The organism is Microbacterium sp. MAH-37, from assembly GCF_009758255.1.
In the GTDB taxonomy this organism is placed as follows: domain Bacteria; phylum Actinomycetota; class Actinomycetes; order Actinomycetales; family Microbacteriaceae; genus Microbacterium.
The window spans coordinates 39,628-63,038 of the sequence record NZ_WSEN01000004.1; the positions used below are offsets into that span (position 1 = coordinate 39,628).

14 protein-coding genes are annotated in these 23,411 nt (G+C 68.5%); 7 read left to right on the forward strand and 7 right to left on the reverse strand.

The genetic code is table 11. The features are described from left to right. Window positions 1–83: 83 nt before the first annotated feature. A complete protein-coding gene (locus tag GON06_RS03675) occupies window positions 84–1,151 on the reverse strand; it encodes a LacI family DNA-binding transcriptional regulator (protein WP_157310954.1) in 1,068 nt (355 codons plus the stop codon). Window positions 1,152–1,345: 194 nt separating this feature from the next. On the opposite strand from GON06_RS03675, the gene GON06_RS03680 reads away from it, so the two are divergent. The 7 genes from GON06_RS03680 (at window position 1,346) to GON06_RS03710 (ending at window position 12,840) form a co-directional block, all read left to right on the forward strand. After that, on the forward strand, window positions 1,346–2,716 hold the full coding sequence (locus tag GON06_RS03680) for an ABC transporter substrate-binding protein (protein ID WP_157310955.1): 1,371 nt from the start codon (window positions 1,346–1,348) through the stop codon (window positions 2,714–2,716). A gap of 73 nt (window positions 2,717–2,789) precedes the next feature. After that, the gene (locus GON06_RS03685; RefSeq protein ID WP_157310956.1) at window positions 2,790–3,752 is read left to right on the forward strand and encodes a carbohydrate ABC transporter permease; all 963 of its coding nucleotides are present in this window, start codon (window positions 2,790–2,792) and stop codon (window positions 3,750–3,752) included. Further along, window positions 3,752–4,732, forward strand: a complete 981-nt coding sequence (locus GON06_RS03690; RefSeq protein ID WP_157310957.1) for a carbohydrate ABC transporter permease — start codon at window positions 3,752–3,754, stop codon at window positions 4,730–4,732. The genes GON06_RS03685 and GON06_RS03690 overlap by 1 nt, the downstream gene beginning before the upstream one ends. Window positions 4,733–4,734: 2 nt before the next feature. Next, a complete protein-coding gene (locus GON06_RS03695; RefSeq protein ID WP_157310958.1) occupies window positions 4,735–7,872 on the forward strand; it encodes a GH92 family glycosyl hydrolase in 3,138 nt (1,045 codons plus the stop codon). A gap of 25 nt (window positions 7,873–7,897) precedes the next feature. Beyond that, window positions 7,898–9,553: a hypothetical protein gene (locus tag GON06_RS03700; RefSeq protein WP_157310959.1), complete on the forward strand. Its 1,656-nt coding sequence runs from the start codon at window positions 7,898–7,900 to the stop codon at window positions 9,551–9,553. A gap of 133 nt (window positions 9,554–9,686) precedes the next feature. Continuing rightward, window positions 9,687–11,435: a heparinase II/III domain-containing protein gene (locus tag GON06_RS03705; protein ID WP_157310960.1), complete on the forward strand. Its 1,749-nt coding sequence runs from the start codon at window positions 9,687–9,689 to the stop codon at window positions 11,433–11,435. A 76-nt stretch (window positions 11,436–11,511) separates the two neighbouring features. Beyond that, window positions 11,512–12,840, forward strand: coding sequence for an MFS transporter (locus tag GON06_RS03710; RefSeq protein WP_332837138.1), 1,329 nt, complete (start codon window positions 11,512–11,514; stop codon window positions 12,838–12,840). A gap of 111 nt (window positions 12,841–12,951) precedes the next feature. Here the strand turns inward: GON06_RS03710 and GON06_RS03715 are convergent, their stop codons facing one another. The 6 genes from GON06_RS03715 to GON06_RS03740 all read right to left on the reverse strand — a co-directional run bounded on the left by GON06_RS03715 (window position 12,952) and on the right by GON06_RS03740 (window position 23,376). After that, window positions 12,952–13,914: a Fic family protein gene (locus tag GON06_RS03715; protein ID WP_232528141.1), complete on the reverse strand. Its 963-nt coding sequence runs from the start codon at window positions 13,912–13,914 to the stop codon at window positions 12,952–12,954. A 342-nt stretch (window positions 13,915–14,256) separates the two neighbouring features. Next, window positions 14,257–15,021, reverse strand: a complete 765-nt coding sequence (locus GON06_RS03720; protein ID WP_157310961.1) for an alpha/beta fold hydrolase — start codon at window positions 15,019–15,021, stop codon at window positions 14,257–14,259. Between the two features lie 9 nt (window positions 15,022–15,030). After that, window positions 15,031–17,676 (reverse strand): penicillin acylase family protein, encoded by a 2,646-nt coding sequence (locus GON06_RS03725; protein ID WP_157310962.1) that lies wholly within the window; start codon window positions 17,674–17,676, stop codon window positions 15,031–15,033. 104 nt (window positions 17,677–17,780) lie between these two features. Continuing rightward, on the reverse strand, window positions 17,781–19,964 hold the full coding sequence (locus GON06_RS03730) for a YhgE/Pip domain-containing protein (protein WP_332837139.1): 2,184 nt from the start codon (window positions 19,962–19,964) through the stop codon (window positions 17,781–17,783). Next, window positions 19,961–22,762, reverse strand: coding sequence for a YhgE/Pip domain-containing protein (locus GON06_RS03735; protein WP_157310963.1), 2,802 nt, complete (start codon window positions 22,760–22,762; stop codon window positions 19,961–19,963). The genes GON06_RS03730 and GON06_RS03735 overlap by 4 nt, the downstream gene beginning before the upstream one ends. After that, window positions 22,759–23,376, reverse strand: coding sequence for a TetR/AcrR family transcriptional regulator (locus tag GON06_RS03740; RefSeq protein ID WP_157310964.1), 618 nt, complete (start codon window positions 23,374–23,376; stop codon window positions 22,759–22,761). Before GON06_RS03740 ends, GON06_RS03735 begins: the two co-directional genes overlap by 4 nt. Between the last annotated feature and the right edge of the window lie 35 nt (window positions 23,377–23,411).

Genomic DNA, 23,411 nt, shown 5'->3' on the forward strand with positions numbered 1-23,411 from the left:
CCTCTGCGCGTTCCGTTCGGCGGAGCGACTGAGACTGCTTCAAGATCAACACGTCGGCGACGTGGCGCATTGCCCTCCCGCGGTCAGATCAGGTGGTCGATCACGGCGAGAAGGTCGTCAGCGTTCGTGCGCGGGGGACCGTCTGTCGGGGCGACGGTCGTGCGCCCGACGTACAGCATCGGGGTGATCGTGCTCGTCCCGGTGTCCGAGGCGGCGGACGGATCGATGAGGAACTCGGCTGCCGTGCTGCCGAGCCCGGTCAGATCGGGGTCGATGGTGGTGAGGAACTCGCTGCGTCGCCACTTCGGTTCCTGGAGGAAGTGGTCGTGGCCGACCAGGGCGACATCTTCAGGCACGCGCAGTCCACGCGAGCGCAGTGCCGCGAACGCCCCGTATGCGATGGGGTCGTTGGCGCAGAAGATGGCGTCGAACTCCGCGCCGCTGTCGATGAGGTCGCTCGCAGCGCGGAAACCCCATTCCTTGGACCAGTCGCCCGCGATGGGCGCACCGGTCGCCGGCTGCAGACCGGCATCGGCGAGCGCCTCGAGGAACCCCCGCGATCGTTCCGCGGAGCCGTACTCGCTGCCCTCGGTGATGTGGGCGATCCTCGTGTGTCCGAGTGAGATCAGATGCTCCGCGGCGATGCGCCCTGCGCCGCGGTCATCGGGGAGGAAAGCGCGGTCGGTCGCCGCATCCGAGGTGCAGAACGCGTAGGCGACCGGGCACGAGATCTCATGCGTGATCGACGGATACGGGTAGTCGGGTCCGGAGCCGATCACGAGCACGGCGTCGACTCGCCGGGCGTCCAGCGCCCGGACCTGCTGGCTGCGCAGGCGGCGGTCCTCCTGGGCGTCGAGGATGAGGGTGGCGAGTCCGGCGGCAGCCAGCCGCCGCTCGGCGCCGCGCAGCACCATGCTGGAGAAGATCTCGGAGGCATCCTCGATGAGGATCCCCACGAGTTCGCTCTGCCCGCTGGCGAAAGAGCGCGCCAGGGCGTTGGGGCGGAAGTCCAGGCGCTCTGCGGTCTCACGCACGCGGGCCCTGGTCTCCTCCGAGGCGCGCCCTGTGCCGTTGAGCACTTTGGATGCCGTCGAGAGTGAGACCCCCGCGGCTGCCGCCACGTCGGCCAGTGTGGTCGCCTTGCGGGCCATGGGTCCTCCTGCGCTCCGGTGTCCCGAGAGAGTCTATCGGTTTCCCAGTGAAATGGGTTGCTGGGCCATGAAACATCGGAATACCGTTTGACACAGCCGCGATCGATGTGCATGATGAATCTGGTCAAGCGGTTTCCCAACTTGTCCCGCACCCGCCTGATCGCACCATCAGCGACTCATACGAAGGAGTATCCATGTTGCAGCACACCACGCGCGTCGTCGCCGGCCTGGCGGCCGTCGGCATCGCGGCGGTCGCCCTGTCGGCCTGTTCCAGCGACAGCGGTGACGCCGCGTCGGCGGACCAGAAGGTCACCATCTCGGTCTCCGGCTACCCGTCCAGCGACAAGCCCGAGAGCAGGAAGATCTGGGATGACCGGATCAAGCTGTTCGAGAAGGCGAACCCGAACATCGACATCGAACCGACCGAGACCACGTGGGACCCGACCACGTTCTCCGCGCTCGTGGCCGGCGGCACCCTGCCGACCGCGATGAGCGTGCCCTACACGAACATCCGCCAGCTCGCCGAGAACGGCCAGGTCTACGACATCTCCTCGCTGATCGATGGCGACAAGACGCTCGCCGAGTTGAACCCCGACGTACAGGCGCAGGCCGTCATCGGGGGCAAGACTTATGGCATCGTCAGTGCGGCGTACACGCTCGGTCTGGTCTACAACCGGGCGCTTTACACGCAGGCGGGCCTTGATCCCGACGATCCGCCGACGACCTGGGACGAGGTGGCCGAGAACGCCCAGAAGATCGCCACGGCGACTGGGCAGACCGGCTTCTCGATCGCCACCACCCAGAACTCCGGCGGCTGGCTGCTCACCGGCATGAGCTACGGCTTCGGCAGCCGCATTCAGAACGAGGAAGGCACCAAGGCCGAGGTCGACAGCGAGGGGCCGCAGGCGGCCCTCGACTTCCTGCAGGGCGTGCGCTGGGATGACAACGCCGCAGGCTCGAACTTCTTGATGACACAGGACGACATGCGCACCGCAGTCGCCGCGGGGCAGATCGGTCAGACCGTGCTCGGCGCCGACGTCTACAACGACCTGGTGGGCAACCGCGGCATGAACGGTGCGGATCTCGGCATCGCAGGGCTCCCGCAGTCCGACGACGGCCTGGGCACGCTCGGCGGCGGAACGATCCAGGTCGTCTCGCCGAAGGCGACGGAGGCCGAGGCCGAGGCCGCCGTCAAGTGGATCAAGTTCATGTACTTGCGCGCTTACACCGACAAGGACTTCGCCATCGAGACCGCGAAAGCCAGGTCCGAGGAAGGCCAGCCTGTCGGTGCCCCGATGCTCCCCGTCTTCAACCAGGAGCAGTACGACACCTACCTCGGCTGGATCGCCGACTACGTCGATGTCGACCAGGAGCAGTTCGCGCCCTACTTCGACAGCCTGTCCGAGCTCAAGATCGTGCCTGAGCCACTGACCGCCGCGCAGGAGACCTACGCACTACTCGACGCCGCCGTGCAGAAGGTGCTGACCGAGAAGGATACCGACACCGAGGGGACGCTGAAGCAGGCGAACACCGAGTCGCAGGCTCTGATCGACCAGGCGCAGTAAGCGCCGTACCAACACGCAACACCTCGGGGGCGGGCGCACGCGTCCGCCCCCGAGCACGTCCGAAGGAGGGATGATGACCATGATCAGCGAGGCGCCGCCGGCCCCGAGCACCGGTGCCCAGCCGGCGCGACCGCCGGTGGAGCGCATCCGGCGCAGCCGTTTCCACCGGTGGGTGAGCAAGGGCGGCCCCGGGATGCTGCTGTTCGCCCTTCCCATGGTCATCTCCTTCGGAGTGTTCGGCTGGTGGCCGATTCTGCGCAGTCTGCTGCTGAGCGTGCAGAAGACGAACTTCGTCGGACCCGCGACGTGGGTCGGTCTGGACAACTTCACGCGGGTGCTCGCTGATCCGCTGCTCGGCACCGCGGTGCTCAACACCATCTGGTACACCGTGCTCGCCATGATCATCGGGTTCCCGGTGCCCGTCCTGCTCGCGGTGTTCATCGCAGAGCTGCGTCGCACCAGGACCATCGCGAGCGTGTTCGCCTACATTCCCGTCATCATTCCGCCGGTGGTGTCGGTGCTGCTCTGGAAGCAGTTCTACGACCCCAGCGAGAACGGCCTGTTCAACACGGTGCTCGGATGGTTCGGGCTCGGGCCGTTGCCGTGGCTGCAGAGCTCGCTGATGGCGATGCCGTCCATCGTCGTGCAGGCCACCTGGGCCGGCTTCGGCGGCACCGTGATCATCTACCTCGCGGCGCTCATGGCCGTGCCGCCCGAGCTCTACGAGGCGGCCGAGGTCGACGGGGCGAAGGTGCTGCGCCGGTTCTGGCACATCACTCTGCCGCAGCTGCGCACCGTCATCCTCTTCATGCTGCTGCTGCAGGTGATCGGCACCTTCCAGGTGTTCACCGAACCGTACGTGATGACCGGCGGCGGACCGAACAACTCCACCACCACGATCCTGATGCTGATCTTCCGCTACGCGTTCATCGCCGGCGACTACGGAAAGGCCACGGCACTGAGCCTCATGCTCGCGGTGTTCCTGTGCCTGCTCTCCGCCGCGTACCTGTGGCTGACAAGGAAGTGGGCGAAGTGATGAGCCAGACCAGAGCCGTCGTGCTCACCCCGACCGCGCAGAGGGGACAGAGCCGCCGCCGTGCGGCACGGGAACAGGCCCGCAGGGATCGCGAGGCCGAGCTCGCCGAGCGCACGCTGCTCTCCGGCGCCGAACGGGCGAGGCCCCGCACTCGTCTCACACTGACCGTGCTCGCGGTGCTCGTGCTGGCGTTCCTCGCGATCATCGCCGTCGGACCGGTGCTGTGGCTGGCGAAATCCGCGGTGTCCACGACGAGTGACATCGTCACGCAGCCGTTCGCGCTCTGGCCGAGCGGCATCCAATGGGAGAACCTCGCCGAGGCATGGACCGGCATCGACATCGGCCAGTACCTGTTCAACACCGTCTGGGTCGCCGCAGGCAACTGGTTCTTCGGATTGCTCGTCGCGCTCACCGGCGGCTACGTGCTCGCCATCCTGCGGCCGCGGTACGCGAAGTTCCTCGAGGGCGCCGTGATGGCGACGCTGTTCATCCCGGGCGTCGTGTCGCTCGTGTCGCTGTACCTGACGATCCTCAGCCTGCCTCTGATCCAGGTCAACCTGATCAACACGTACTGGGCGGTCTGGCTGCCGGCATCCGCTCACGCGTTCAACGTGCTGCTGATGCGCAACTTCTTCGCTCAGTTGCCCGCCGAGGTCTTCGAGGCCGCGAAGGTGGACGGCGCCGGATCGTTCACCGTGTTCTGGCGGATCGTGCTGCCGATGTCGAGGCCCATCATCGGGGTGGTGTCGCTGCTGACACTGGTGGGCGCCTGGAAGGAATTCATGTGGCCCCTGCTGGTGCTGCCGGATCCGAAACTGCAGCCGCTCTCGGTCGGCCTGTACAAGGTCTCAGCGACCACCGAGATCAGCCTGCTCATGGCGGGAATGTTCATCTCGGTGATCGTTCCGATCGTGCTGTTCCTGGTCTTCCAGCGGCAGTTCCTGCGCAGCGCGGGCCAATCCGGAGCGATCAAGGGCTGACGATGCAGGAATTGATTCTCAGCGGCGGGCCGGAAGCTCCCCCCGCCGCCGGTCCGGCACGTGGCCTCACCGACGCGGAGGCGATCCGCTACCGGCTGGAGGACGCCGATGCCGACGCGGATCTCACGATCCCGCTGCGATCCGTCGATGTCGTGATCGAGCCGGGGCAGCTGCTCACCTATGTCGTCTTCCCCGAACTCCGCGGCGGAGCGGCGGAGGTGCGCGATGGATCCGCGTTCGCGGCCACAGCCGTGGCGGTCGAGCTTCAGCTCGACGACGGATCGATCGCCCCAGGACTTGTCGATCAGGCGGGATATCCGGCGACTCCCGCGGGGCAGCGGGAGTCGCGAGCCCTCACCTGCGACCAGTGGAACATCCGCCGCATCGATCTGGCACCGATCGTGGGCAGGCGGGTCACCGGCATCCGGCTGCGTGCGTCTTCTTCGGGCACGGATGCGAGCGGCTGGGTCAGCGACGTCCGGATCGAGCATGAGCCCGCCGCGGCTGCGCGAGTGGATCTCGTGGACACGCGTCGGGGCACGCACTCGGCCGAACGTGCGTCGAGGGGCAACACGATCCCGGCGGTCGCCGTGCCGCACGGCTTCACGTTCGCGATCCCGGTGACGGATGCCGGGTCGCACTCCTGGCCCTACCGCTACCACGCGGGTGACGCGCTGCGATTGCAGGCGCTCGCCACATCGCATGCGCCGAGCCCGTGGATGGGAGACCGTGGGGTCGTGCAGATCATGCCGACGGCGTTCGGCGCCGCGGCGTCCGCTGACCGCGAGGCCCGCGCCCTGGGGTTCACGCACGAAGACGAGCACGCAGGCCCGCACCTGTGGTCGGCGGACCTCGCCGGCGGCATCCGCGCCGAACTCACCACGACCGATCGCGTTCTCGTCGCGCGACTCACCCTCCCCGACGGCGGCGGCTTCGTGATCGATCAGATCGATCACGACGGCCGGCTCGTGCATCATCCGGACGACCGGATGGTGCCGTTCACGGGCTGGACCGACTCCTATCACCGCCCCGCCGCTGCGCAGGCGCCGCGGATGTACTTCGCGATCGCCGTCGACCGACCGCTGTCGGGTGTGACGATGGGCACCGCCCCGGGACGTGAGCAGGTGTCGGCGTCGGTCGGCGTGGAGGGTTCAGGCGCGGTGCAGGTGCGCATCGCGACCTCGTTCATCGGCATCGAGCAGGCCAGGGCGACGCTCGCACAGGAGGCGCCCTTCAGCCGAAGCTTCGACGCGATCGTGGCGGCGAACCGCGGCCGCTGGGAGCCCCTGCTCGACCTGGTGCGCGTGCAGGGCGAGCGATCGCAGCAGGCCGAGATCGCGTCGGACCTGTACCGGATGTTCCTCTACCCGAACCGCGCGAGTGAGAACGCCGGCACCGTCGATGTCCCACGCTGGGTGCATGCCGACGTCGCGAACACGCCGATGGCTCCACACGGCGAGGCGATGACGGGATGTGCCGTGCGCGAAGGGGAGTCCTTCGTGAACAACGGGTTCTGGGACACCTATCGCACCGTGTGGCCGGCCTACTCGTTCCTCGTGCCAGAGCAGGCAGCCGCGATGCTGGACGGTTTCGTGGAGCACTATCGCGCGGCGGGCTGGATGGAGCGGTGGTCATCGCCCGGTCCGGCGAACGCGATGGTGGGCACGAGCAGCGACATCGTGCTCGCAGACGCCGTCGCCGCGGGAGTCGAGCTCAACGACCTCGAGGAGGCGTATGACTCGGCGCTGCGCAACGCGACCACGCGTTCCGTCCGTCCGGAGGTGGGCCGTGCCGAGAGCGCAACCGCGCCTTTCCGCGGTTACGTGTCGACGGCTACGCCGGAGGGGCTCAGCTGGACCCTCGAGGGCGCGATCAACGACTTCGGCATCGCGGCTCTGGCCGAGCGGCTGGCCGCGGATCCGCGGCACCCGAGACACTCCGAGTTCGTGGCGGGTGCACGGTACTTCACTGCACGAGCTGCGTCGTATGTCGCGCTGTTCGACGAGACGCGCGGGTTCTTCGTCGGACGGGATGCTGGCGGCCGGCATCGTGCGGATTTCGATCCTGCGGTCTGGGGCGGCGACTACACCGAGACGAACGCCTGGGGAATGCGCTTCAGCGTGCCGCACGACGGCCATGGGCTCGCGACCCTGCTCGGCGGACCGGACGGGTTGGAGGCCGCGCTCGACGCGTACTTCGCCACGCCGGAGACCGGCGTCGCTGACGTGCAGGGCGCCTACGGCCGGGTCATCCACGAGATGACCGAGGCGCGTGATCTGCGGATGGGAATGTACGGCCTGTCGAATCAGCCGGCGCATCACATTCCGTTCATGTACGCGTTCACGCGCGCACCGCACAAGGCGGACGCGGTCGTGCGGGAGAGCGTGCGTCGCATGTTCCTCGGTTCCGAGATCGGCCAGGGATTCCCCGGCGACGAGGACAACGGCGAGATGGCCGCCTGGCATCTGTTCGCGAGCATCGGCCTGTATCCGCTCACCCCCGCTTCCGGGGAGTACCTGATCACCTCGCCGTCGGTGCCCCGCGCCGAGCTCCGCCCGGCCTGCGGAGGGAGCACGGTCATCTCCGTGTCGGATCTCGCGCCGGAGAACGTGCACATCCAGGCGGTGCGCATCGACGGCGAGGTCTGGCGGAGGGCGTCGGTTCCGATCGAGATGCTGCGCCGCGGCATCCGTATCGACATCGATCTCGGACCGGAACCCGTCGCCTGGGCCAGCGAGGGTCCGTTCTCCCTGTCCCCGCCCGGGGCGCTCCCGGAGCAGCTCGTCGATGCGACGCCGGTCGACGCCGGCATCCCCTTCGACGATTCCTCGGATGATGGCGTCCTGCTCTGCTCCGGTGAGAGCGTCGAGTGCAGGTTCGACACCACGGCGGTCGGAGTGCTCTACACCGTGACCACAGGCGCAGCGGGGCGGGCCGGTTGGCGGCTCGACGGTCTCGTCGACGGCGAATGGACTCTGCTCGACGAGCGGCGCGGGGAGCAGTTCCGATGGAATGTGCAGACCCGACCGTTCATCTGCGGAGAGGATCGTGCGGTGCAGGCGCTGCGATTCACGGCACTCGACGACGCCCTCGACCTGAGGCAGCTGGAGTTCCTGCATCCGGCGACGTTCGTGCGCTGAGCACGTGACGCGGAAGGAGAAGGCGATGACAGCTCGGATGTTCCGTCAGCTGGCGGCTCAGGTCCGGCAGCAGTCGTACCTGCAGGTGCGCGATCCGTCCCGTATCGATGACGGCGCGTGCCACAACCCGCGGCTCGGCATAGCCGATGCGGCGGTCAACGCCACTGCGGCGCTCTCCAGCGGAGCCGCCCTGCTGCTGCTGGATTCCTCGCTCAGTGCGGAGCGCCGGGCGGAACTGGCCGACCGCGCGACAGCGGCCGCGCGCTACGAGCTGCGGGCGCGGCGCGGATCGGGACTGATCGATCTCGTGCACTGCAATCCGGATTCGGCGCCGGACACTGCATTCGCCCTGCAGCTGTTCGCCGCGGCTCTCCTGCTGCTGCGCCGGGACGGCATGCCGCCCGAGCTCGTCGAGTGGGAGCGCTGCGTGCTGCGCCTGCTCGAGGAGACGGTTCCGGTGCTACTCACCGCGGGGTTTCACACGCCGAACCACCGCTGGGTGATCGCCTCGGCGGCGGCGCTCGCGGGCGCGCTGCTGCCGGAGGCCGCCGCGGGATGGGAGCCCGCGATGCGGGCGATCCTCGACGAGGGTCTGGACATCGATTCTGAGGGCTTCTACCCCGAACGCAGTGTCGTCGTCTACGACGCCGTGACCAACCGTGCGCTGCTGCTGCTGCATCTGACGCGCGGAACCCCCGGTGCGCTGGAGGCGGTTCTGGCCAGCCTGGCCACGGACATGCTCCTGTTGGACTCCCGGCTGCGTGCCGACACCGGTCTGTCCAGCCGACAGGACCGTGGGATGCGCGTGGTGCCGGTGTCGCTCGCGGACGTGTGCCTCGCCGCCGGAGCGCTCTCCGGCGACGGGGTGCTGACGCAGCTGGCCGGCGCCCTGGCCGCTGCGGATGGTCCCCGCGAGCCCGCGGTGGTGTTCTGGCAGGCCTGGGCGCAGGCGTACTTCGAATGCGAGTTCGACGACGATGCGGACGACCCGCGGGACAACCGGTTCTGGGCGGTGTTCCCGAGGAAGCAGGCTGCCCGGTTCCGCTCCGGGGACCTGACCGCGACCGTGCGTAAGGATGCCGCGTTCCTGGGGGCGCAGTTCGGCGATGTCGGCCTGCACGCCGTCCGGTTCTTCCAGGCCGTGCAGGGCGTGGGCGAATTCCTCCCGAAGTCGGCGGAGTTCGGCGAGGGAAGGATCCTGGTCGCATCACGAGGACCGCGAGGGCGGAGGCCCGGTTACGAGCTGCCGCTCGGCGAGCCCGTGGCGCCCGACGGATGGGATACCGCCGTCGAGCGACGAGGCCTGCGTCGGCTGGAGCCGCTCGATGTGGGGGCGCAGGTCGATCTCGGCGATGCAGCGATAGACGTGCACGTGGCGGCGTCGGGGCCGGCGGGCGCGCTCGCCGAGCTGCTGATCGACGTGGACGCCGGTCTGGTCGCAGAATCAGGTGATCTCACCATCCGGCTCGAGGCCGGACAGGAGCTCTTCTTCGAGGGCGAGTCTCTGGTGCTGCGTGCCGAGACGCATGCAGCGCGGATCACCGGCGGAGCGCGTGCCCACCGGGCGTGGCAGTTGCGTGAGGCGCCGCCGATCGCACCCGGATGCGCCCGGATCGTGATCGCGCTCGTGACGCCGGTCGATCACCGCATCCGTATCGAGGCTGCGCAGGCATGGAAGTGAGCGTGGATCCCAAGCGGGCACGTTGCTCATCATCGAGCAGTGAGGTGATCGAGTCTGATCGCCTTCGACAGCCGTCGTGTTCGAGCTGACAGGATGAGAAGGAATGCGTTTACCGCGACGAACGGAGCCGGTGATGACGACCCTGGACGGCGGAACCCTTGAGGCCGTGTTCGCCGAGGCACGTGATCCGCAGCGCTGGCGAGAGCCCATCCGAAATCGCCGGATCGCCCAGCAGGCGCAGGCGTTCGTCGATCGCGCGCTCGCCGAGGCGAGCACGCCGATCGCATCCCCGGGCTTCCGGGTGCATCACCGGTACGACGTGGACGGCGACCGTACCGAGCACAGCGACGTCTACTTCGGCATCCGCCGTCGGCTCTTCGCCGCCGCGATCGGTGCACTGCTCAGCGACGAGGTGCCGATCTCGGCGACAGAGGACCTCATCTGGGCGATCTGCGACGAGTACACCTGGGCACTTCCCGCGCACATCCCCGAGCTCTCGTCGCCGCGGCCCGAGATCCCGCACGACGAGATCATCGATCTCTTCTCGGCGGAGACCGCCTTCGCTCTCGCCGAGATCATCGCGCTGCTGGGTGAACGACTGCATCCGCTCCTCGTCGCCAGGGCCCACCGCGAGATCGAGCGCCGCGTGCTCGGCCCGTTCCGCGATCGGGCCTGGTTCTGGGAGACCGTCGAGACGAACTGGTCCTCCGTGTGCGCCGCGAGCGTCGGCATCGCCGCGATGTACCTGGAGACGGACGGGCTCGAGGGGATCCTGGACCGATGCACCGCGGCGATGGATGCGCTGCTCGCGGGCTACGGCGACGACGGCATCTGCATCGAGGGCCTGAACTACTGGAACTACGGGTTCGGGCACTTCGCGTACTACGCCGAGGCGCTGCGTCAGCGCACCGGCGTCGACCTGTGGGCGGGTAAGGATCACGAGAAGCTGACGGCGATCACCCGGTACCCGCGCAACGTCGCGCTGGGCGGGCGTGCAGTGGCCGCATTCTCGGATGCCGAACCGTACGGCATGGTCACGCCCGCGCTGGCGGCGCTCACCGAGCGGTTCGACCCGTCGAACGCGGTGCCGCGCGAATTCTGGGCCGCCGCCGGGTGGGACCACAACTGGGGCCCGGTGGTCCGTCAGTTCGCCTGGGCCCGCGATGCCGCCGACGAGGTGACTGACACGGAAACGCCGGCGACGTGGTTCGGAGACGCCGCGTGGTTCACGGCGCGCGCCCGATCCGGTGCCGACGAGGTGGGCTTTGCAGCCAAGGGCGGTGACAATGACGAACCGCACAACCACAACGACCTCGGCTCGTTCGTGCTCGCGGTGAACGGCGATCCCCTGTTGAGCGAACTGGGCATGGGGTATTACGACGGCTTCTACTTCCTGCCCGAGACACGGTACGAGACCTATTCGGCGGGAGCGCAGGGTCACAGCGTGCCGATGATCGCGGGAGTGCGGCAGCATCATGGGCGTGGAGCGGCAGCCGTGGTGGAAGAGGTGTCGGAGGAAGCGGGACGCCTGACACTCGATCTGACGTCAGCCTACGATCTGGGCGGTCTGCAGCTTGTCCGCCGCACCTTCACGTTCGCGGGCGGCACTCTCACCATCGATGACGACTTCGCCGCCGACGAACCGGTCGAGATCGTCGATCGCCTCGTCTCGCTGTTCCCGATCCAGGTCACCGAGCACGGCGCGGTGATCCGCGGCGACGACGGCGCGCTGCAGGTGACCTGGTCGGAGGGGTGGATCCCCCGACTGCGCAGTGCAGGATTCCTCACACACGCCGGCGATGCCGCGACAGCCCACTTCCTGGACCTCGAGCGGACGGCGTCGTCCGCGCGATGCACCATCTCGGCAGTGCCCGTGCACTGACGCGCCACCGGGACGGCGCCACCCGGAGCGGGTTAGCCGTCGCATCGTCGCCGGCTGCCGCATGTCAGGATTGAGGGTGACCTCCGCCCCCGACACCGCGCAGAAGCCCTCCCTCCTTACGCGGATCGCCGCGAGTCTCGACGACCCGGTGCTGCGCGCACTGGTGCTGTCCACCGTCGTCTCCCGCGTCGGGCGCGGGGTGTTCTTCGCCGTCACCGTGCTGTTCTTCACGCAGATCCTCGGTCTCGGCGCCGGAGAGGCGGCCGTCGTGCTGGCCGTGTCGAGCGGATGCGGTGTCGTCGCGTCGTTCCTCGGAGGCTGGCTCGCCGACCGCTGGAGCGCTCGCCGTCTGACGTTCGCCTTCGAGGCGCTCGGCGGTCTGCTGCTGGCCGGCTACGCCTTCGCCGGAGACTTCGTCACAGCGCTGGTGCTGGCCTCGCTCTCGGGGTTCTTCGACTCGATGAGCCACTCCGCGCGGTCGGCGATCATCGCCCGCGGCTTCGCGCCCGAACGGCGGGTGCACGCGCGCGCGGTGCTGCGCACCGTGACCAACCTGTCGATCGCGCTCGGTGCGGGCATCGGAGCGATCGCCCTGGCGCTGGGCACTCCGGAGTCGTACCGGATCGTGATCGCCCTCGCGGGCCTGCTCTGCGCCGCCGGATCCGTGCCGCTGCTGCGCCTGTCGCCGGCGGTGGATGCTCCGCCGCGGCCCACGACCGACACGGTGCGCACGGTGACCGGATCGATCAACACGGAGGCGACCGCCGCGGCTGTGGCTGAGCGCAGGGACTGGCACCGGCGCTCGCCGTGGCGCGATCCGCGCTACCTTCTGCTGAGCGCGCTGTCGGCTGTGTTCGGGATGCAGTTCGGCGTCGCCGAGCTGGGCGTGCCGCTGTGGATCACGCGCGACACGAACGCGCCGACCGTGCTGGTCGCCGTGCTCGTGGTGGTGAACACCACCCTGGTCGTGCTGTTCCAGGTGCGGGCATCGCGCGGCACCCATGACGTTCGGGTGGCGGGCCGGGTCACGATGATCGCGGGCTGGCTGATGGCAGCATCCTGCGTGATCTACGCGCTCGCCGCGGGCCTGCCGGCGTGGACGGCGATCGTGGTGCTGTTGGTCGCCACGATCACGCACACCTTCGCGGAGATCCTCTCCCAGGCCGGCGCTTGGGGGCTCAGCTTCGAGCTGGCCGATCCGGTGCGCGCCGGCGCGTATCAGGGCGTGTTCGGGATGGGCTTCTCGCTGGGCGCCCTCGGCGCGCCGATCGTCGTCAATGCCACTGCGATCACCTTCGGCTTCGCCGGCTGGGTGGCGCTCGGGCTGATCTTCCTCGGCGCGGCGGCCGGCATCTGGCTGATCGCGCGGCGCGCGAGCACGGCGGTCGCCCCCGTCGCCGCATGATGTCGCGGAGATCACGGATGCGGAGTCACTCGGCGTCTGCGGCTGAGGCTCGGCTGACCGACGGATGCCCGGGGCCTCGTGCCCTCGGGCATCGGCCTGCGCCGGACCGGATCAGGACTGACGCACCATCTCGTGCTGAATCCGCCGGTCGAGGTCATCGAGTTCCGCGAGCAGTTCCGCGGCGACCCAGACGCGGTCGCGCTTGCGGCCGGTGATCTCCTGGATGAATCCTGCCTCGCCGAGCCGCGTGATGGCCTTGTAGGTCTGCTGCTCGGAGGACCCGGAACGTTCTTCGATCTCGGCGGCGGTCATGACGGGGTGATCGTAGAACGCGGGGATCAGCGCGGCGACAGCCGACCCGGCTCGTGGGCGCAGTTCCGCACTCCATTCCTCGGGAAGCGCCTTGATGCGGCTGATCGAGTCCCGTGAGCAGACTGCCGCAGCACGCGCAGACCGGGCGAACAAGAGGATCAACGGTGCCGGGTCCCCCTGCCGGTAGGAGCCCAGCGCTGCGAAGTAGTCCTCGCGTTCGGCGAGCAAGCCGCTCGCCAGCGGTACGACGGCATTTCGGGTGACACCGCGGCGCCTGAACACCGCAGAGACCAGTGCGCGGCCGATGCGCCCGTTCCCGTCGGTGAACGCGTGGATCGTCTCGAACTGTGCATGTCCTATCGCCGCCTGAACCATCACGGGGACATCGTCTCGGTTGAGGTACTCGATGAGATCGCCCATCAGGGCGGGAACGCGGGTCGGCGCGGGCGGCACGTAGAGCGCGTTCCGCGGGGAGTAGTCGCTGCCACCGATCCAGTTCTGCATGTCTCGCAGCCGACCGGCGTAGTCCGCCTCGACGGGATCGTCCTTCATGAGTGCTTGGTGCGCGGCCAGAAGATCGTCCAGCTCGATGCGTCCTCGGTCGGAGACGCCGATGACGAGGTCGTGCAGGGCAGTGCTGGCTGCCACCATGCTGGTGGCCGAGCTGTTCGACCTGCTTCCTGCGAGGGCTTTGGCGTAGTCGACCGCCGATGCCGTGATGCGCTCGATCTTCGACGACGCGACAGACTCCGTCCGCATCATGAATCGGCTCATCGCTGCCGAATGCCCCTCTGCGTCTGTGTCGGCCTGCGCGACGGAAAGCAGGGCCGACTCTGAAGCGACGACAGCTTCCTTTGGGGATGTGTAGTCGAGAGTGGCGATCATGGGCGGAACGGCGGCGTCAACCGACGACAGCATCCGGTCCTCTCTCGTGCCGCCGCGCACTTGCTGGCGCCATGGCAGAGTCTCGCTGCCCTGCGCGGGCCAGTCGTGCCAAGCGGTCGCGTTCGCGGAGTGCGCCATAACCACGAGTATTACACTCGTTACTAAGGTTTAGGGTGTTTAAACACGAGTATCGGATGCGAAACTCGGGTTTGCCGCGACTCAGCGCAGGCCATCCGCGAATGCCGTGATCGCGGACGCGGCGAGCTCCGAGTCGCTGATCAGCGTGCCGTGCCCGTGATCCGGGATCTCCACGAGGCTCGCATCCGGGATCGCCTCGAGGATCTGACGGCACCACGAGACCGGCGCGAGCGGGTCGCGCTCGCCGCGGATGACGAGCGTCGGGCACGTCACCCTGGCGTAGGCCCTCTCGGGCTGGTGCACGACGGTGGCGCGCATCTTGCGCACCAGGTTGGGCCCGCCGCGCAGGTACTCCCGCGCACCTCGCCAGAGCACGAGCGGCTTCTCGCCGAGCAGATCGACGAACAGGTACCGCGCCTGCACCCGGATGCTGCGTGAGGCGCTGTCCACGGTGGGGCCGGCCAGCACCAGGCCGGCGACGAGCTGTGGATGCCGGGCGGCGACCTCGGCGGCGATCTGGCTGCCCATGGAGTGACCGATCAGCACGGCATCCATGATGCCGCGATCGCGCAGGAACGCGGCCACGAGGTCGGCGTGACGCTCCATCGTGAGCGTGCGCTTCGGCTCGGGCGCCTCACCGAACCCCGGCAGGTCGAGGCCGATCACCCGGCCGCGCAGCCGCGCGACCAGGTCCACGTAGACGCTGCGGCCCATCCCGATCCCGTGCAGCAGCACGAACGGCCCGGAGCCCTCGCCGAAGTCCTCGGCGATCAGATCGGCGCCGCCGTACGAGAACTCCGTGATCGTCGCGGGCGTTTCCTCTGGCGCGAGCAGGCGTTCCGGCATACCGCGAATCTAGCCCTTCGGCGTGAGCACCAGCGTGTCGACGGACGCCTTCGCCACGGCCTTCTTCGAGAACGCCCAGCGGTCCTGACGGCCCGCCGCCCAGTCCTCGGTCTGGTCGGTGTAGTGCTCGTTGAAGGCGTGCCCGCTGGCGCCGGTCAGGTGGATCCAGCTCGAGCGGTCGAAGTCAGACAGGTCGACGACCATTCGCATCGAGGGGACGGTGGTCGTCTCGTACGACTCGCCGAGGTTCCAGCCGGTCGCGTTCACGACGGAAGCTCCGCCGCTGACGGTGTACGGGCCGCGGTTGAAGAGCATCTCGATCGGGGCGATGCCCGACTTGCCCAGCGTCGCGCTGCGCAGCGTCAGCGCGTGCAGGCTGCCCCAGTTCCAGCGGGCGATGTTCTCACCCTGCAGCTTCGCCAGCTCGTCATATGCCTGCTCTGCCGAGAAGGCGAGCATCTCATCCATGCTGTTCACCCGGAGCTTCTTGTTGGTCCACAGCGGGTCGTCCGGGTTCTCGAGCATCGCGCCGACGACGGTGAACAGGCGGCCCTGGCCGGTGATCGGCAGCGGGTCCTCGCGCTCGGCGAAGATGTTCTGCACCAGGTTCGACCACAGCACGTTGGCGTACGCCGCGGCGGAGGAGTCGGCGGTGTTCTGCGCGTCCCAGGTGCGCAGCAGCTTCACCGCGGCCTTCGGCCCCTTGCCGTCGACGGTCACGTCCTGCATCGCGATGGTCAGCTGCTTGCCGATCCACATCTCGTCATCCATGTGGATGTCGCGCAGGTCCTGCGCCGACAGCGGGCCGGCCGCCGACTTCCGCTCGATCAGGTGCGCGATGCGCGCGGCTCGGTAGCCGTAGTCCCAGTCCTTGGAGAGGAAGTACTCGTAGTCGTCGGTGACGATCGCGTTGTTCGCGGTGACGATGTACCCGGAGGCCGGGTTGTACGACACGGGCAGCTTCTCGAACGGGATGTACCCGACCCAGTCGTAGCTGCTGTCCCAGCCCGGCTGCGGCAGCCAGCCGTCGCCGGCGCCGCGGATCGGCAGGCGACCAGGAGCCTGGTAGCCGATGTTGCCCTTCTTGTCGGCGTAGATGAGGTTCTGCGCCGGCACGTCGAAGAGGGATGCCGCATAGCGGAACTGGTCGAAGTCCTGCGCCTCGGACAGCGCGAAGATCGCGCTCGCCGTGGTGCCCGCATCCAGTGCCGTCCAGCGCAGGCTGACCGCGTAGTCACCGGTCGCGGGAGCACCGGCCTGGTTGCCGGGCACCACCGTGCCGGCATCCGTCGTCACCTTGCCCTGTTCCAGCTCGGGCCTCTCGGCGATGCCGGTGAAGTCTGGCGTCAGGCCGGAGATGATCGGCCCGTGCACGGTGGACCGGATCGTCAGCGGGATGTCCTTGCCGCCCGCGACCTTGATGGTCTCCTCGCGCACGTCCATCGGCACGAGCGCGCCGTCACGCCAGTACTGGTCGCCCTCGACCTTCTCGACGTACAGGTCGGTCACGTCGGTGGTCAGATTGGTGAAGCCCCAGGCGATCTTCGCGTTGTGGCCGATCACGATGCCGGGCAGTCCCGAGAACGAGTAGCCGCCGACGTCGAACGGGCAGGCCTCCGAGACCTTCGCGCACTTGAGCTGCACCTGGTACCAGACCGAGGGCAGCGCGGCGCCGAGGTGCGGGTCGTTCGCGAGGAGCGGCTGGCCGGTCTCGGTGAGCTGGCCCGAGACGACCCACGAGTTCGAGCCGATGCCCTCGCCGACATTGCCGAGCAGCATGCTCGCCGCCTCGATCACGCTGTCGGCCTGCTGCCACTCCACCGAGTCCAGCGCCTGCGCGGCATCCTGCCCCTCGCTCGCGGTGAACGCCGCCGTGTCGGCGGTCGTGGCGAGGGCGGGCACCTTCGAGATCGTGGGAACGATCACCGGGTTCCGGTCGAACGGGTACGACGGATACAGCTGCTCCAGCGTCTGCTTCGCCTCGGCAGGGTCCAGCGTCGCGGCGAGCTGGGCGCGCGTGGTCTCGTCCTCGATGTTGGTGCGGAGGTCCCAGGCCATCGCCTTGAGCCAGGCCACGGAGTCTGCGGGCTCCCACGGCTCCGGCTTGTAATCCGGGTTCTGGATGCCGAGGACGGCGTACTCGAGCGAGAGCTCAGCACCGCTGCGGGAGTCGAGGTAGGCGTTCACGCCCTTCGCATACGCCTCGTAGTAGCCGAGGGTGGTCTCGTCGAGGTTCTCGACCTCCTTCTCGGCGACCTTGCGCCAGCCCAGCGTGCGCAGGAAGGCGTCGGTGCCGGCCTGGGACTCGCCGAACATCTCGGACAGGCGCCCGGCGGTGGTGTGCCGGCGGAAGTCCATCTCGAAGAACCGGTCCTGGGCGTGCGTGTATCCCTCGGCGAAGAACAGGTCGTCGGTCGAGTTCGCCGTGATCGTCGGGATGCCGCGATCGTCGCGCTGCACCAGAACTTCCGACTGCAGGCCCGCAAGCGAGGTCTGACCCTCGGTCTGCGGGAACGACCGCTGCACGGTCCATGCGAGGAAGAACGCTGCGGCGGTGGCGATCACCAGGATGATCGCCAGGATCACGAACACGACGCGCCCGAAGCGGGCGCCGGCGGACGGGCGTACGGCGGATGCCGGGGTCTCTGCGGTCATCAGAGGAGCACACTCTCGATACAGGTCGGGGAGGTGAGTCGGGGGCTCACGCGATCGGGGCTGCGTCCCGGGGGAAGACGCTTGCCCTGGCATCCTAACCCTGGTCACATCAGCTTGGTGGACTCCAGCGCGCGCAGCATCTTCTGGTTGCCGTGGATGAGTGGCAGGCGCAGCAGCAGCCCGAGCAGCAGCGCCGGCACGGCGAACAGCGCCAGCCAGCCCAGCTGCACCCAGTAGTCGTTCCGGTAGATGCCGGCGATCGCCGCGCGCATCGCACTCACCGCGTGCGTGGCGGGCAGCCACGGGCTGATGTTCTGGAACCACTGCGGCAGCACCTGCAGCGGGTAGGCACCACCAGAGCTGGAGATCTGGATCACCAGCAGCAGCACGGACAGCGCCTTGCCGGCGTTCCCGAACGTGACCACCAGCGTGTAGATGATCAGCATGAAGACCAGCGAGCTCACCCAGCCCGCCAGGATCAGCAGGAACGGATGCTGCGGCTGTACCTGCGTGAACAGGATGCTGCCCAGGCACACCAGCGAGCTCTGCAGGAAGCCCACGATCGCGAAGATGCCGAACCGGCCGAGGTAGGTCTCGGCGGGGGAGAGCTGCGGAAGACCGGACGCCTCGTCCTGAGGCGGGTCGACGCGGATCGCCACCGCGGTCAGCAGCGCCCCGACCCACAGCGCGAGCACCGTGTACAGCGGGGTCATCGCGGCACCGAAGCTCACGACGGAGTACACGGGCACGCGCTCCAGCGCGACGGGCTCTGCCACGAACGTGGCCAGGGCCTGCGGGTCCTCGCTGATCAGGGTGCGCAGGTCGCTCAGGTCGCCGGTGTCGACCGCCTTCGCCAGTGCGGCGTCGAGCTCGTCGAAGCGGTCGGCGGTCTCGGCGAGCGAGGCCGAGATTCCCGAGGTCAGAGCCTCGCCCTTCGTGAGGACGCTGCCCAGCGAGTCCGAGCCCGACAGCGACTGCGCCGCGGACGACAGGTCGTCGCCGATCGAATCGACGTCACGGCCGATATCGGCGAGTGTGGAGGCGAGGGCATCGAGCTTGGGCTGCAGGCTGGTCTTGAACTCCTTGCCGGCGTCCTGCACCGCCGCCTTCGCCTGGGCGATCAGCTTCGTGATCTCGGCGTGCGTGGCCTGGCGCTCGGCGTTGCCGGCGACGATCTGCGAGGCCGCGTCGTCGAGCCGCACCTGCAGTGCCTGCTCGCGCGCGATTGCGGCATCGATCCGTGAGATGGCCGAGTCGAAGGCATCCAGCGCGCTGTCCGGCAGCAGCGGCCGCACGTTGTTCACGAGGTCGTCGCGCACCTTCTGCTGCTGGTCGATCTGGGTCTGCACGCGCGCCCCGATGGCGCGCAGCGCGTCGGCCGAGCTCGCCGACTGCGCGTCCAGGGAGGCGAAGACCTCGTCGACGCTGTCGGCCACCGCCTGGTAGCTGTCGGCCGTGGCCGACAGGGCCGTGCCGAGCGCGGAGGTGGTGGTCGAGAGCGTCTGCTTCAGCGCCTTCGCCGCCTGCTTGCCGTCGCTGATCGCGCCGGTCGCGCTGCGCAGGGTGTCGGCGGAGGAGGACGCCAGACCGGAGGCGCTGTCGACCAGCGGCCGGCTGGACTCGATCAGCGAGGTGAACATGTCGGCCGTAGACGATCCCGCCCGCAGCTGCGCGGCGACCGAGGCGACGTGCGCCTGCAGTCGCGACAACGCGGCCTGCGTGTCGGCGTCATCGAGGTACGACGACAGCGAGGTGATGATGTTCAGCCCGGCCTCGCTGAGCGTCTCGGTGAAGACCTCGTTGATGCTCGTGGAGACCTCGCCGGCGCCCTGCTCTGTGATCTTCGGGGCGAGCGCGTTCTTCTTCTCATTCGTGTAGTACTCGATGCGGGTCGGCTCGGAGCCGCTCGCGTAGAAGGTCATCATGTCGGCGCTGAACGTGGGCGGCAGCACGATCGCGGCGTAGTACTCGCCCGAGCGCGTGCCGTCGATCGCGTCGGCCTTCGAGGTGAACACCCAGTCCAGATCGTCGTTGGCGCGCAGCGCCGACAGCACCTGGTCGCCGACGTTGAGACGGATCGGCACCAGGTCGCTCTGGTAGCCCTCATCGACGCTCGCGACGGCCACCTTCAGGTTCTTGGTGTTCTCGAACGGATTCCAGCTCGCGATCACGTTGAACCACGTGAACAGCGAGGGGATCACGACCAGCCCGAACAGCACGATGACGGCCATGACGCTGCTGGTCGCGCGGCGCAGGTCGAAGCGGAGCACGGCGAGGATGTTCTTCACTTCTGCTCCTCCTCATCGTCGGTCTCGGTTTCGGGCTCCGGCTCCTCGGCAGGATCCGACTCTTCACCGGGATCCGGCTCGAAGAGCTCCTCGAGGACGACCGTGTCGTCGTCCGGCTCGGCGTCGGCTTCCGGCTCGGGCCGTTCGAGCACCGCCGTCGCGGTGGTCGCGGGTCCGACGGCGGAGGCGCTCGCCGCAGCATCCGTCTCCTCCGGCGCGCCGTGCGGTGCGTCGTCGTGCAGGATCCCGGCGCCGGTCGTCTCGTCGACCAGCGCCTGGCGCAGATCGGCCTCGGGCATCGCGCCCAGCTCGGACGCCTGTTCGATGCTCTGCTTGATGTACTCCAGCGTGACCAGCGCGGCGATGAGGATCAGGCACCACAGCGCCCACAGGCCGAGCATCGACGCCTTGGCGCCAGGCAGCAGCCAGGCAGCGACGCCGATCACGGCCATCACGGCGACGCCGATGATCAGGGTGAGCCGCAGCCGGGTCGGATAGTGCTCGGTGAACCGCCGTGCGCGCGCGGCGTTCTCGGCGCGGAAGCCGTCGCCGTCGGTCAGCGCACGGATGATCTGGGGCGTGCTGCGGCGGCCGACGATCTGCACGTCCTCGCTGACCAGCAGCCGGCTCTCGGCCAGCTTGCGGTTGAAGAGCAGCGCGAAGTTGCCCAGCCGCCGTCGCAGGAACAGACCCAGCACGAAGGCCAGCACGACGAACACGGCGAGCGTGCCCATGGCGCGCCACCAGGCTCCGTCGTAGAAGCCGCTGATCGTCTCGCGGAGCGCGTCGATGCCGTAGGTGAACGGCAGGAACGGGTACAGGCTGCGGAAGAAGTCCGGCATCATCTCGATCGGATACAGACCGGATGCCCCCGGGATCTGGAAGATCACCAGCAGGATGGCCAGCCCCTTGCCCACATAGCCGAAGACGACCGAGAGCGCATAGATGATGCTGAGGTACGACAGCCCGATGAGCACACTGGTGCCGACGAAGGCGAACGCGTTCGCAGTCTGCACGCCGATAATCAGGTTGCCGATCGAGACCAGCAGCGCCTGGAAGAACACGATCGCGGCGAACAGCATCCAGCGGCCCATGTACGCCTGGCGCACCGTGACGCCTTCGACGCCCTCGGTGTCGACCTCGAGTCGGAAGATGACCATCAGCACGAAGGCGCCGATCCACAGGGAGAGGTTCGTGAACAGCGCCGCCATCGCGGAGCCGTACGCCTGCGTCGGGAACATCACGTTCTCGTGCACCTGCACTGGAGAGGCCATGAAGTCGGCGATCTGCTCGGGGTCGAGTCCGCTGATCTCGCTGAGCCGTTGCCACAGGTCGGCGGAGCCGAGCGCCAGCACGTCGGTGCGCACCGTGCCGAGGCCCTCCTCGGCGGTGGCGAGGTTGCCGTCCAGGGCGGTGAGCGCGGTGGTCGTCGAGGCGAGCTGGGACTTCAGTCCGGCGAGCAGGTTCTGCGCCTGCGCCACCTGCGAGCGCTGCGCGCCCACGGCGGCGGAGAACCCGTCGGCACTGGCCGACAGCGCCGACATCGCCCGGTTCAGGTCGGGGACGTTGTTCATCAGCGCGGCGCGGATGTCACTCGCCGAGGTCGCTGCCTGCTTGACCGCGGCATCGACCTTGCCGGATGCCGCATCGAGCGACTTCAGGGTGTTCGTGACGTCGCCGTTCAGCGTCTTCAGCTGCTCGAGCACCTGCTGGTCTGCGGCGTTGCGCTGCTGCAGGGCGTCGATCGCCGCGCGCAGCTTCTGCGCGGCATCCGAGTTCGGGTCGGTCTGATCCAGCGCGGCCTGCAGCTCGTCGAGCGCAGTGCCGTTGGCCTTGATCACGGCCGTCATGTCGTCGATCGCCGTCCCCACGGCGACGTTCGCCTGCTGCAGACCGGCCGACAGCGTCGCGATCGAGGCGCTCATCTTGCCGGATGCGTCGGCGAGCAGACCGGCCCCCTCGACGTAGGCGGAGGTGACCTTGTCGGTGACGGTGAGCAGCTCCTGCTGGGTCTCGGCGGCGAGGGCCTGCGCCTGGGCGATCGACTTCTGCACGTCGGCGAGCGTCCGGTCGACCTTGTCGAGCGTGCCGGCGGCGCTGTCGAGCCTGCCCTGCGCATCCGTCAGGCCGTTCTGCAGATCCGCGAGACCCGTGCGCGCGGCCGCGACCTTCGCGACCGCGTCGTCCAGCGCGGTGATCGAATCGTCGCGCGCCTCGGTGAGCCGACCCTCGACGTCGATGCCGGCAGCCTGAAGCTGCTCGGTGATCACCCGCGACACCGTCGAGACGAAGGTGCTGTTGATCTGCTTGTCGAGCGTGGACGCGCCGACGTCGGTGATCTTCGGGGCGATCGCGTTCGCCTTCTCGTTGACGTAGTACTTCAGCTCGGGCCGGGTGATGTCGCCCGTCGTGACGCTGAGGAAGTCGCGGCTGAAGTCCGGAGGGATGACGATCGCGGCGTAGCTGTCGCCGCTGCGCACGGCGTCCATCGCCTCGTCCTCGTCGAGGAACTCCCAGCCGAGCTGGTGATCCTTCTTCAACTCTGTGACGAGTTCGCCGCCCACGTCGATCGGGCCGGTCAGGTCGGAGGTCGCGCCCTCGTCCTGGTTGACGATCGCGACGGAGACGTTCTGCGTGTTCGAGTACGGATCCCAGAACGCGACGATGTTGAACCACGCGTACAGCGACGGCGTCACGATGACACCGACGATGATGATCCACGCCTTGCTGACGCGGGCGAGACGACCGACGTCGCGGCGGAAGACGGTCCAGGCGTTCGGAGTGCCGACCGAGCTCATTCAGCGACCTCCGCGATGTCGGGATGTGCTGCCAGCAGACTATCCGCCTCGCGCCAGGAAAGGCCGGCGATGCTCAGCACTGTGCGGACCGCCACATCCGCGGCGCCCGCGCTCGCGGCATCCGTCCTCGCCACGACCGTGCGGGCCATCTCCTCGATCAGCCGCGCGACGGTGGGCGCCGCGAGATCGGTGCGGAAGCTGCCGTCCTCCTGGCCGCGGCGCACGAGTGCGGCGACCGCGCGGCGCAGCGGTGCGAGCGCTTCGGCCGTGTGCTCGACGTGCGCTTCGTCGAGGGCGAGCACGGCGGCGAACTGCACGTGCGCGGCTTCCTGCCAGAGACGCGTCGCCAGCCGCGCGAGCGCGAGGCGCGAGTCGGTGTCGGTGATCGACTCGGCGATGGCATTGAAGCGCTGCGCTCCGGTGACGATCAGCTCGCGGATCAGGGCGTCGCGGTCGTCGAAGTGACCGTACAGCGTGCGGCGGGAGAGACCGGCTGCACGGGCGATCACGTCGACCGACGCGTGCGGGTCGGTCGCGAGCGCCGTGCGGGCCGCGTCGAGGATGCCGGCGCGGTTCGCACGGGCATCGCTGCGGGGCACACGGGCGGTGGTCATGTGTTCCAGTGTACAAACCTGCACAATGTTGTGCA

Excerpts from the sequence above, each read along its gene's own strand:
- GON06_RS03720 (WP_157310961.1), bottom strand. The coding sequence starts at position 15,021 with ATGCCGGAACGCCTGCTCGCGCCAGAGGAAACGCCCGCGACGATCACG.
- GON06_RS03685 (WP_157310956.1), top strand. The coding sequence starts at position 2,790 with ATGACCATGATCAGCGAGGCGCCGCCGGCCCCGAGCACCGGTGCCCAG.
- GON06_RS03700 (WP_157310959.1), top strand. The coding sequence starts at position 7,898 with ATGACAGCTCGGATGTTCCGTCAGCTGGCGGCTCAGGTCCGGCAGCAG.
- GON06_RS03725 (WP_157310962.1), bottom strand. The coding sequence starts at position 17,676 with ATGACCGCAGAGACCCCGGCATCCGCCGTACGCCCGTCCGCCGGCGCC.
- GON06_RS03740 (WP_157310964.1), bottom strand. The coding sequence starts at position 23,376 with ATGACCACCGCCCGTGTGCCCCGCAGCGATGCCCGTGCGAACCGCGCC.
- GON06_RS03695 (WP_157310958.1), top strand. The coding sequence starts at position 4,735 with ATGCAGGAATTGATTCTCAGCGGCGGGCCGGAAGCTCCCCCCGCCGCC.
- GON06_RS03715 (WP_232528141.1), bottom strand. The coding sequence starts at position 13,914 with ATGATGCGGACGGAGTCTGTCGCGTCGTCGAAGATCGAGCGCATCACG.
- GON06_RS03690 (WP_157310957.1), top strand. The coding sequence starts at position 3,752 with ATGAGCCAGACCAGAGCCGTCGTGCTCACCCCGACCGCGCAGAGGGGA.
- GON06_RS03735 (WP_157310963.1), bottom strand. The coding sequence starts at position 22,762 with ATGAGCTCGGTCGGCACTCCGAACGCCTGGACCGTCTTCCGCCGCGAC.
- GON06_RS03675 (WP_157310954.1), bottom strand. The coding sequence starts at position 1,151 with ATGGCCCGCAAGGCGACCACACTGGCCGACGTGGCGGCAGCCGCGGGG.
- GON06_RS03680 (WP_157310955.1), top strand. The coding sequence starts at position 1,346 with ATGTTGCAGCACACCACGCGCGTCGTCGCCGGCCTGGCGGCCGTCGGC.
- GON06_RS03705 (WP_157310960.1), top strand. The coding sequence starts at position 9,687 with ATGACGACCCTGGACGGCGGAACCCTTGAGGCCGTGTTCGCCGAGGCA.